Raw genomic sequence first — 12,169 nt, forward strand, 5'->3', positions numbered from 1 at the left:
TTTTTTTTGCACAAAATTAGTGAAGGACTCTGCATTTTTCCTTTGCAAAGCTCTGCATTTTTATTTTGCCATACACAATAAGGTGACTACTATATATGCTTGACTTTTCAACTGGATTAAAACTTAGTATTGAATTATATCCACTATTTTTTTCATTATTAATATTACTTATCGTTCCTACTATTTTTGTGATCATTTACACAATACTATTTCGTAGAATTCTACCATCGAAACTATTTGATTTCTTGATAGGACCCATTGTACTTTTAGGTTTTTATGTTTGGGCAGTACCGATGGAAATCGGATTTTATGAATTTTTCAGAGCGACATTGTAAGAATTTTTAATCATTTTGTCCTCACATTTTTATTTCAATGGCTTCTTCAAATCGAATTTTGTTTCACCTTCATTAAAACTACATATATCAAAAAAGACCGAGCGCAATTGCACTCGGTCTTTACCATTTAGATTTTTTGAGTTCCTAGCTTCCTAAAACCCTCGAAATCATTGATTTTATTGGAATTAACCAATAGAACCTTCCATTTCGAATTTGATTAAACGGTTCATTTCTACTGCGTATTCCATTGGTAATTCTTTTGTGAATGGTTCGATGAAGCCCATTACGATCATTTCTGTTGCTTCACCTTCTGAAATACCACGGCTCATTAAGTAGAATAATTGCTCTTCAGATACTTTAGAAACTTTTGCTTCATGCTCTAAAGATACATTATCGTTTAAGATTTCGTTATATGGAATTGTATCAGATGTTGATTCGTTATCTAAAATTAACGTATCACATTCGATGTTAGAACGTGCACCTGTTGCTTTTTTACCAAATCGAACGATACCACGGTAAGTTACTTTACCACCTTGTTTAGAGATCGATTTAGAAACGATTGTTGAAGATGTGTTTGGTGCTAAGTGAATCATTTTTGCACCAGCATCTTGGTGTTGACCTTTACCTGCAATCGCAATTGAAAGGGTCATACCACGAGCACCTTCTCCTTTTAAAATACATGCTGGGTATTTCATCGTTAATTTTGAACCGATGTTACCATCAATCCATTCCATTGTACCGTTTTCTTCAACAACCGTACGTTTTGTAACTAAGTTATATACGTTGTTCGCCCAGTTTTGGATTGTTGTATAACGGCAATAAGCATCTTTCTTAACGATAATTTCAACTACTGCTGAGTGAAGGGAGTTTGTAGTATATACAGGAGCTGTACATCCTTCTACATAGTGAACACTTGATCCTTCATCAACAATAATTAATGTACGTTCGAATTGACCCATATTTTCAGAGTTAATACGGAAGTATGCTTGAAGTGGAGTATCTAATTTTACACCAGGTGGAACGTAAATGAATGATCCACCAGACCAAACAGCTGAGTTTAGAGCAGCAAATTTGTTGTCTGATGCTGGAATAACTGTACCCCAATATTGTTTGAAAATATCTTCATTTTCACGTAATGCTGAATCTGTATCTTTGAAGACAATTCCTAAATCTTCAAGATCCTTTTTCATGTTGTGGTAAACTACTTCAGATTCGTACTGAGCAGATACACCAGCTAAATATTTTTGTTCAGCTTCAGGAATACCTAATTTATCAAATGTAGCTTTGATTTCTTCTGGTACTTCATCCCAAGATTTTTGAGTTGCTTCAGATGGTTTTACATAGTAAGTAATTTCATCGAAGTTTAAAGCAGATAGGTCGCCACCCCATTGTGGCATTGGTTTAGAGTAGAAAATTTCTAACGCTTTTAAACGATAGTTTAACATCCACTCCGGTTCATTTTTCATATTTGAAATTTCACGGACGATTTCATCAGTTAATCCACGTTTTGAACGGAAAACTGAAACGTCTTTATCATGGAAGCCGTATTTGTAATCGCCGATATCAGGCATTTTTTTCGCCATTTTTATTCTCCTCCGTTCAAAAATTAATTTTGATCGCTTACGCCTTTTTCCATTGCTTTCCAAGCTAATGTAGCGCATTTAATTCGTGCTGGGAATTTTGAAACACCTTGAAGGGCTTCAACATCCCCTAAATCATATTTATCGCTATAGTCTTCACCTAGCATCATTTTCGAAAAAATATCAGCTAGTTCAAGAGCTTCATTTACTTTTTTTCCTTTAATAACTTCTGTCATCATAGAGGCAGAAGACATTGAAATGGAACAGCCTTCTCCATCAAATTTAGCATCTTCGACTATACCATCGTTGATTTTTAAAGTTAAATGAATGCGGTCACCACATGTAGGGTTATTCATATCGATTGTGACACTGTCACCATCCAATGAACCTTTGTTACGCGGTTTTTTATAATGATCCATAATGACTGAGCGGTATAGTTGATCTAAATTATTAAAAGACATCGTTAAAATACTCCTTCGCTGTGCGCAATCCTTCAACAAGTCGATCAATATCTTCCTTCGTATTATACATATAGAAGCTTGCTCGAGCTGTTGCAGTACATTGTAGCCATTTCATTAGCGGTTGAGCACAATGATGACCTGCACGTACAGCAATACCATTCATATCTAAAACAGTTGCTAAATCATGTGGATGTACACCGTCGATATTGAATGTAATTAAGCCGCAACGTTTCTGTGGATCTCGAGGTCCGTAAACGGTTAAACCATCGATTTTATCCATTTCACTTATAGCATATTCTACTAGGCTATGTTCATGTTCCGCAATTTTTTCCAATCCAATTTCATTTAAGAAATCAATCGCAGCACCTAAGCCAATAGCACCAGCAATATTTGGAGTACCACCTTCAAATTTCCAAGGCAGTTCTTTCCAAGTAGAATCATATAAGCCTACAAAGTCAATCATTTCCCCGCCAAATTCAATTGGTTCCATGTTTTCTAAAAGCGCTTTTTTACCATATAGTACACCAATACCTGTTGGACCGCACATTTTATGACCAGAAAAACCTAAAAAGTCACAATCAAGATCTTGCACATCGATCGGCATATGCGGTGCAGCTTGTGCTGCATCTACTACGATTACTGCACCAACTTCGTGGGCGATTTCAGCAATTTCTTTAATTGGATTAATCGTTCCTAAAACGTTTGAAGCCATTGTAATCGCGACAATTTTCGTTTTATCTGTAATCGTATTGCGAACAGTATCTAATGTAATCGTACCATCTGGTTCAAGGTCAAAATACTTTAATACAGCACCTTTTTCCTTCGCCAATTGTTGCCAAGGAATTAAGTTTGAATGGTGTTCCATATAGGAGATAATAATTTCATCTCCTTCTTCAACATTCATTCGTCCATAAGCAGCTGCTACCGTATTTAAAGAAGTTGTAGTACCACGAGTGTAAATAATTTCTTCTGTTGACGTCGCGTTAATGAACTTACGGATTTTCTCACGAGCTCCTTCATATGAATCAGTTGCTCGATTTCCTAAAGTATGTACACCACGGTGAACGTTGGAATTATCTAACTCGTAATAGTTTTTTACTGCTTCTAATACTTGAATTGGCTTTTGGGATGTTGCTGCACTATCAAGGTAAACGAGCGGATGCCCGTTTACTTCTTGATTGAGAACAGGAAACAATTTACGGATTTCATTCATTAGCGAACTTTCCCTTCAATGACTTTCGTCAATTGATTTTTAACGCTTTCGATAGGAAGGTTAGTAACAACAGGCGCAAGGAATCCGTGGATAACTAAACGCTCTGCTTCTGATTTTGAAATACCACGACTCATTAAGTAATAAAGTTGAATTGGATCAACACGACCAACAGATGCTGCGTGTCCTGCCATTACATCATCTTCATCAATTAATAAAATTGGGTTTGCATCACCACGAGCATTTTCAGATAACATTAATACGCGTGATTCTTGTTCTGCATTTGATTTTGTAGCACCGTGTTCAATTTTACCGATACCATTGAAGATTGTTTGAGCTGCATCTTTCATAACACCATGTTTTAAGATGAAGCCTTCAGAGTTTTTACCCCAGTGACGAACTTCTGTTGTGAAGTTTTGTTTTTGTTCTCCGCGCCCTACTACTACTGTTTTCGCATTGGCAGTTGAACCGTCACCAATTAAGTGAGTAATATTTTCAGAAATTGTATCTGAATCGTTCATTAAACCTAAAGCCCAGTCCATTTTCGCATCGCGTTTAATATGACCGCGGCGGTTTACGTAAGTTGTAAAACCTTTAGCAAGAACATCTACAGCACCGAAAGTAACTTGTGCATTGTCTAATGCAACAACTTCTTCGATTAAGTTAGCTTGTCCATTTGCTTGTTCTACTGTAGATACATAAGTTTCTACATATGTTACTGCTGAATTGCTGTCAGCTACGACAAGAACATGGTTAAATAATGAAGCGTCTGCATTGTCGTTTAAGAAAACAACTTGTAATGGTTGTTCAACAACAACGTTTTTTGGTACGTATACGAATACACCACCGTTAACTAATGCAGCATGGTAAGCAGTTAATTTATGCTCATCTACTTTAACAGCTTCTGTCATAAAGTATTTTTGAACTAAATCACTGTGCTCACGAATCGCAGTTTGGATATCTGTAAAAATAACACCTTGAGCTTTTAACTCTTCAGAAATTTTAATAAATGCAGGTGTATTATTACGTTGAATATAAAGGTTTTCTTGGCCTTCAATATCAATGATTTCTTTTACTTCTGTAGGAAGCTCGTCTAAAGAATTAAATGGTGCACTTTCTACTGTATGTTGAGGGAACTCGATAAAGTTCCAACCTGTAATATTTGTTTTATCTGGCTTTGGCATTGGTAGCTCAGCAGCCTTTTCAATTGCTTCCGCGCGCAAGTTCGCAAACCATGATGGTTCATTGTTGCTTTGCGAGAACGAGCGTACTTCTGTAGCTGATAACGCCAATTTTGTTTCAACCGTCATGTTGTTTCGCCCTCCTCCATTAAGCTTCTTCTGTTACCGCGTCTGTATCTTCGATTCCTAATTCTTTTTTAATCCAGTCATAACCTTCTGCTTCTAGACGTTGAGCTAATTCTGGACCACCAGATTTAACAACGCGACCTTGCATCATAACGTGTACATGATCAGGAGTAATGTAGTTTAATAAACGTTGGTAGTGAGTGATTGCAAGACATCCAAATCCTTCACCGCGCATTTCGTTAATACCTTTTGCAACAACTTTTAATGCGTCGATATCAAGACCTGAGTCGATTTCGTCTAAAATAGCGAAAGTAGGTTTAATCATCATTAATTGAAGAATTTCATTACGTTTCTTTTCCCCACCAGAGAATCCTTCATTTAAATAACGTTGAGCCATATCTTGATCCATTTCTAGGAAATCCATTGTTTTATCAAGCTCACGGATAAATTTCATTAATGAAATTTCATCGCCTTCTTCACGACGAGCGTTAATAGCTGAACGGATGAAATCTGCGTTTGTTACACCTGAAATTTCAGAAGGGTATTGCATAGCTAGGAATAAACCAGCTTTTGCACGCTCATCAACTTCCATTTCAAGTACGTTTTCACCATCTATTTCAATAGTACCTTGAGTAACTTCATATTTAGGGTGACCCATAATAGCAGAAGCTAATGTAGATTTACCTGTACCATTTGGACCCATAATTGCATGGACTTCATTTGTATTAATTGTTAGGTTTACACCTTTTAAAATCTCTTTATCTTCAATCGATACATGAAGATCTTTAATAACTAAAGTTGACATTATATTACCTCCGTAGTTGCGAGTTAAATGGTAGAACCATTTCTAATTTATTATCATTCTAATCTTAACCGAAAACTTCAAAGCATGCAAAAGATTTATTCCACAATCATTAGATTTCAACAAAAACCATTATTATATTGGTGTTTTACACATTTTTTCAGTTTTGACGAAAACTAATTTTAAAAAAAAGGCAAGAAATTCATTTTCAATAAAAGAATACTAATTGAGAATAGATTTCAAATATCATAGAGTAAAAAATAATTTTAATCATTGAGATTAGAGACTTAAGTAGTTTTCCTTAGTATAACCAATTCTTATACATGTTGCGAAGAAATTATATTAATAAAATGTTTGATTCAAAATCAAAAAAAGACGACTTCTGAGTTCTATTAAAAACTCAAAAATCGCCTAATCAAATTATGCTTTAACCGTTGTCATTAAAAATTCATCAACACTTGCTGCTACCGCGCGACCTTCTTTAATAGCCCAAACAACTAAGCTTTGACCCCGTCTTGCATCCCCTGCTGTAAATACACCAGGAACATTTGTTTCAAAATCTTTAATGGATGCTTGGATACGGTTATTGACTAATTTCACACCGAATTGTTCTGGTAATGATTTTTCCACTCCTTCAAATCCAATCGCAACAAACACATATTGAGCTGGCCAAACCTTTTCAGTACCTGGAAGCTCTTTGAAGAAATAAAATCCGTCATCGCCTAAAATTTTCTCCATTTGAATCGTATGAAGTTCTTTTACGCGTCCGTTTTTATCAGCAACAATTTTTTTCGTTTGAATGCAATATTCCCGTGGGTCACGGCCCTTTGCCGCTTCTACCTCTTCATAGGCATAATCCAATTTATAAACATTTGGATCTTGCGGCCAAGGACGATCTTCTTGTCGTGTTTTTGGTAATTGTGGATGTTTACCGAACTGATACACAGAGCGTGCCTTTTGACGAATAGCTGTCGCCACACAGTCTGCACCAGTATCACCGCCTCCGATAACAATTACATCCTTACCAGCAACATCGATTGCTTTTTTATCTTCAAAATTAGAATCTAGTAAACTTTGCGTAACACCTGTTAAGTAATCCATAGCTAAATGAATTCCTTCAGCCTCACTGCCCTCTAAATGAAGCACCCGTTGTTTTTGAGCACCGATACAAAGTATTACAGCATCGTATTGAGCCTTTAATTCATCTGCAGTAATATCCTTGCCAATTTCCGTATTTAATATGAAATCAATTCCTTCTTGACGAAGTAAATTTACTCGACGTTCAATGACGTCTTTTTCTAATTTCATATTCGGAATACCATACATTAATAAACCGCCTGGACGGTCAGCCCGTTCATAAATCGTTACACTATGGCCAAGTTGATTTAATTGATCTGCCGCTGCTAATCCAGCCGGCCCTGATCCAACGATGGCGACCCTTTTCCCTGTACGAGTTTGAGGAATACGAGGAACAATCCAATTATTTTCAAACCCTTTATCAATAATGGAACGTTCGATTGATTTAATGGCAACGGCAGGATCCGAAATTCCTAATGTACATGATCCTTCACAAGGCGCTGGACAAACGCGCCCTGTGAATTCAGGAAAGTTATTCGTCATATGTAGACGATCTAATGCTTCTTTCCATTTCCCTCTATAAACTAAATCATTCCATTCGGGAATAACGTTTTGGATTGGACAGCCTGCAGCTGCACCGCGAATTTCCACGCCCATATGACAGAACGGTGTACCGCAATCCATACAACGCGCGCCTTGCCTTTGTAATGATTCATCTGACAGCCTTGTAGCATATTCATTCCAACTCGAAATACGCTCTAGTGGAGGCTGTTCCTTTGTTTTTTCTCGTTTATATTCCATAAATCCTGTTGGTTTCCCCATGCTAGAACCCCCTCTTATTTGGAAATCGCTAATTCTTTCACTCCAGTTGTTTCAACAAAAGCTTGCATCGCAGCTCCATCCTCTGTTAACCCTTGGAATCGATGGTAATTGATTTTCTCAATCATCGCTTTATAATCCGTCGGTACAACTTTAATAAACTTCTTAACAAATTGATCCCATTTCGCTAGAATATCTAACGCAATCGTACTTTCAGTATGCTCCAAGTGTTTAATAATCATTGAGCGTACAGCCTCGATTTCCGCTTTATCTTCTAAACGTTCCAATTGAATCATTTCTGTATTACATTTTTCTTTGAAACTTGCTTCATCCGTTGGTAAAACATAAGCAGTTCCACCACTCATACCAGCAGCAAAGTTTTTTCCTACATCTCCTAAAATAACGACACGACCACCAGTCATATATTCACAGCCGTGATCACCGATACCTTCCACCACTACATTGGCACCGCTGTTACGAACCGCAAAGCGCTCTCCTGCTCGACCATTTATATAAGCAGTTCCACTAGTCGCTCCGTACAAACAAACGTTACCAGCGATCACATTCTGTTCTTGCTCGCCTTTAATAGGGGCAATGGCCACTAATTTACCACCAGATAACCCTTTACCGAAGTAGTCATTGACATCACCAACACAAGATAACGCCATCCCACGTGGAACAAAGGCACCGAAACTTTGGCCAGCATGACCAGTAAATTTCAATGTAATCGTGCCATCTTTCAACCCTTTTTCGCCGTACTTTTTCGAAATTTCACTTCCGATTATTGTCCCAACAACTCGATCTGTATTTTTAATCGTGTATTCTAACTCTATATGCTCTTTTTCTTTTATACTATTTTCTACTTTCGGTAGAAGCTCGCGTACATCGAAGGTTTCGTTAATACGTAAATCTTGCTCTGTTTGTTTCGTACGAACCCCTTGTACTTGATAAAGCAATGCCGATAAATCAAGTTGACTTGCTTTCCAATGGGATTTTGCCCGTTCACTAATTTGAAGGACATCTGTACGACCAACCATTTCTTCAATCGTACGGAATCCTAATTTTGCCATATATTCTCGAATTTCTTCCGCTACAAATGTCATATAGTTCACGATATGGTCAGCATTTCCCATGAATTTTGCACGCAACTCCGGATTTTGTGTTGCCACACCAACCGGGCATGTATCCAAATGACAAGCACGCATCATAATACAGCCAAGGACAATTAAAGGAGCTGTAGCAAATCCGTATTCTTCCGCTCCTAGTAAAGCCGCCATTACAACGTCTTTACCTGTCATTAACTTTCCATCGGTTTCTAATGTTACCTTTTCACGAAGTCCATTTAACATTAATGTTTGATGAGCTTCAGCCAACCCAAGTTCCCAAGGTAAACCTGTATGTTTAATAGAAGTTTTAGGTGATGCTCCCGTTCCGCCATCATATCCAGAAATAACGATGACATCAGCTCCACCTTTCGCTACACCTGCTGCGATTGTTCCTACCCCCGCTTTTGCAACAAGTTTTACTGAAATACGAGCGTTACGGTTGGCATTTTTCAAATCGTAAATTAGTTCTGCTAAGTCTTCAATTGAATAAATATCATGATGTGGTGGCGGTGAAATTAATCCTACACCTGGTGTTGAACCGCGAACTTCAGCAACCCATGGATATACTTTATTCCCTGGCAATTGTCCACCTTCACCTGGTTTAGCCCCTTGTGCGACTTTAATTTGCAACTCATTCGCATTCACTAAATAATGGGATTTCACACCAAAACGCCCTGAAGCAATTTGTTTAATTGCACTATTCCGGTTATCACCGTTTTGATCTACTTCAAAACGAGCTGGGTCTTCTCCACCTTCACCGGAATTCGAGCGACCACCAATTCGGTTCATCGCAATCGCTAATGTCTCATGGGCTTCTTTTGAAATCGAACCAAAGGACATTGCCCCCGTCTTAAATCGTTTTAGAATCGATTCTACCGGTTCTACATCTTCTAACGGAATCGATTGGTTCGTAGATTTGAATTCAAATAAATTTCTTAAAAAACCAATACGTTCTTCATTTGCCATTTCAGCATACATTCTATATAAACCGTAATCATTTCTTCTCGTAGCTGTTTGCAAAGTATGAATCGTTTTTGGATTAAAGGCATGATGTTCACCATCTGCACGCCATTGGAAATCACTGCCGGAATCTAATAATTCCGACTTTGAACGACACGCTAATGCATGACGACGTTTTGCCTCTTCACCAATCGTTTCTAAATCAATACCATCAATTTGGGATGCTGTACCTGTGAAATGCTGATCAATCACTTCTTTACTAATACCTACCGCTTCAAAAATTTGAGCTCCGCGGTATGATTGAACAGTAGAAATCCCCATTTTTGACATGACTTTCACAACACCATCTGCAATCCCTTTACGATACTTGGCTACAGCATCTTGATAGCTTAAGTTAAGATGGCCAGCTTCAATCGACTGCTGAATTGAAGCGTATGCTAAATAAGGATTTATTGCATCTGCACCAAAACCAATTAAAGATGCAAAATGATGAACTTCTCTTGCTTCACCACTATTGACAATTAAACTTACTAAAGTTCGCTTACCTGTACGAACTAAATATTGATGTAAGCTACTTACCGCAAGTAAGATTGGTATTGTTGGTGTGTGGACTGAATCAAGTTCATCCGTTAAAACGAGCAATGTTACTCCTGCGTTAATTGCCTCATCTGCTTCTTTGAAAAGACGTTCCAATTCTTTTTCTAAAGACATTTCAAATTGAAGATTGATGACTGAATGTTGAAAATATTTATTCGACAAGCTTGTCAGTTCATCCAACTCACCGTTTGTTAATATAGGTGTTTCTAAGAAAATACGACGGGCATTTTCAGCATTCGGGTGTAGCAAGTTTCCTTCCGCACCTAACAAAGTCATCGTAGAAGTAACGATATGTTCACGGATTGAATCGATTGGCGGATTCGTAACTTGAGCAAACAATTGCTTAAAGTAATTAAACAATGATTGGGGACGATCGGATAATACCGCTAATGGTGAATCATTCCCCATTGAACCAATCGGATCCTTTGCACTGCTTGAAATTGGAACTATATATTTTTGAATATCTTCAAATGTGTAACCGAAGGATTTTTGACGTAAAGATAAATCATCTACCTTTTTCGGTAATTCATTTTCTGCTTCGATCGTTACTAAGTTCTCTTCTAACCATTGGGCATAAGGTTCGGCCTGTGCCATTTCTCTTTTTAACTCTTCATCGGAAACAATTTTCCCTTGTTCTAAATCGATGAGCAACATACGACCAGGACTTAAACGTTCTTTATATAAAACGTTTTCCTCTTCGATATCAACAACCCCTACTTCTGAAGAAAAAACAATCATATCATCTTTTGTTACATAATAGCGTGCTGGACGTAACCCGTTACGGTCTAAAATCGAGCCAATTTGTTTACCATCTGTGAAACAAATTGCAGTCGGTCCATCCCACGGCTCCATTAAGCTTGCATGATATGCATAAAACGCTTTTTTCTCTTCTGAAATATGAGGGTTTTCTGTCCACGGTTCTGGAATTAACATCATTGCCGTATGGGCAGGAGTTCTACCTGCTAATACGAAAAATTCAAAGGCATTATCCAACATGGATGAATCTGAACCTGAGTTATCAATAATCGGTAATAATTTCTTTAAATCTTCACCAAAGCTTTCTGAAATAAAACGTTGTTCCCTAGCCGTCATCCAGTTAATATTGCCACGTAATGTGTTGATTTCACCGTTATGAACGATATAGCGGTTTGGATGAGCACGTTCCCAACTCGGGAATGTATTCGTTGAGTAGCGTGAATGGACTATGGCAAAAGCTGAAACAAAGCTTTCATCTTGTAGATCTATATAAAACTCACTTACTTCTTCTGGAGTTAATAACCCTTTAAATACAATCGTTTGGCTCGACATACTTGGGCAATAAAATTTCATATCTTGTTCCTTTGCCCAAAACTCCGTCTGCTTACGAATTAAATACAATTTACGCTCAAAGGCTAAAGTATCTTTAACGTTTTCTGCCTTTATAAATACTTGGCGAACAACAGGCGCCGTTGACTTAGCAACATCGCTTAAAATCTCTTTATTTGTAGGAACAGTTCTCCATCCGATTAAAGATTGCCCTTCTTGTTCAATGAATTCGTTTATTTTTTTCTCAATGGATTCTCTCTCTTTATGATCCTCTGTAAAAAATAATTGCCCTACACCATACTCACCTTTCGCTGGTAAGTTTAGCTCTGGACAATTTAATTTATAAAATAGGTCAGGAATTTGTACCATTAAACCAGCACCGTCGCCAGTTTTGCCGTCACCTCCGCGTCCTGCTCGGTGATCTAAGCGACATAACATTTCTAATCCATTTTTTACAATTTCATGTGAAGCGTGTCCCTTAATATTTGCATAAAAACCGATACCACAAGCGTCATGTTCAAAAGTCGGTGAATAAAGACCTTGTGCCTTCGGATACTGATGAAAAGCCATGTAAATCCCCCCAAATCTCATAAATACCTTATTTACATTT

General features: G+C 37.6%; 7 protein-coding genes. All 7 read right to left on the reverse strand.

Annotated elements, in window-relative coordinates:
* Positions 1–520 precede the first annotated feature (520 nt).
* The 7 genes from sufB to gltB all read right to left on the reverse strand — a co-directional run bounded on the left by sufB (position 521) and on the right by gltB (position 12,129).
* On the reverse strand, positions 521–1,918 hold the full coding sequence (gene sufB / locus ACH0B5_RS15170) for a Fe-S cluster assembly protein SufB (RefSeq protein WP_122972490.1): 1,398 nt from the start codon (positions 1,916–1,918) through the stop codon (positions 521–523).
* A gap of 23 nt (positions 1,919–1,941) precedes the next feature.
* Positions 1,942–2,376, reverse strand: coding sequence for a Fe-S cluster assembly sulfur transfer protein SufU (gene sufU / locus ACH0B5_RS15175; RefSeq protein WP_122972491.1), 435 nt, complete (start codon positions 2,374–2,376; stop codon positions 1,942–1,944).
* Positions 2,366–3,589: a cysteine desulfurase gene (locus ACH0B5_RS15180; protein ID WP_406928053.1), complete on the reverse strand. Its 1,224-nt coding sequence runs from the start codon at positions 3,587–3,589 to the stop codon at positions 2,366–2,368. Before ACH0B5_RS15180 ends, sufU begins: the two co-directional genes overlap by 11 nt.
* Positions 3,589–4,896 (reverse strand): Fe-S cluster assembly protein SufD, encoded by a 1,308-nt coding sequence (gene sufD, locus ACH0B5_RS15185; RefSeq protein WP_406928054.1) that lies wholly within the window; start codon positions 4,894–4,896, stop codon positions 3,589–3,591. Before sufD ends, ACH0B5_RS15180 begins: the two co-directional genes overlap by 1 nt.
* Positions 4,897–4,915: 19 nt before the next feature.
* Entirely contained in the window at positions 4,916–5,698 is a 783-nt protein-coding gene (sufC, locus tag ACH0B5_RS15190) for a Fe-S cluster assembly ATPase SufC (protein WP_122972494.1), read from the reverse strand.
* Positions 5,699–6,115: 417 nt separating this feature from the next.
* On the reverse strand, positions 6,116–7,594 hold the full coding sequence (locus ACH0B5_RS15195) for a glutamate synthase subunit beta (protein WP_341362513.1): 1,479 nt from the start codon (positions 7,592–7,594) through the stop codon (positions 6,116–6,118).
* A gap of 14 nt (positions 7,595–7,608) precedes the next feature.
* A complete protein-coding gene (gene gltB / locus ACH0B5_RS15200; protein WP_406928055.1) occupies positions 7,609–12,129 on the reverse strand; it encodes a glutamate synthase large subunit in 4,521 nt (1,506 codons plus the stop codon).
* Positions 12,130–12,169 lie beyond the last annotated feature (40 nt).

The sequence above is a fragment of the Ureibacillus sp. 179-F W5.1 NHS genome, assembly GCF_045369345.1.
Lineage (GTDB): Bacteria > Bacillota > Bacilli > Bacillales_A > Planococcaceae > Ureibacillus > Ureibacillus halotolerans.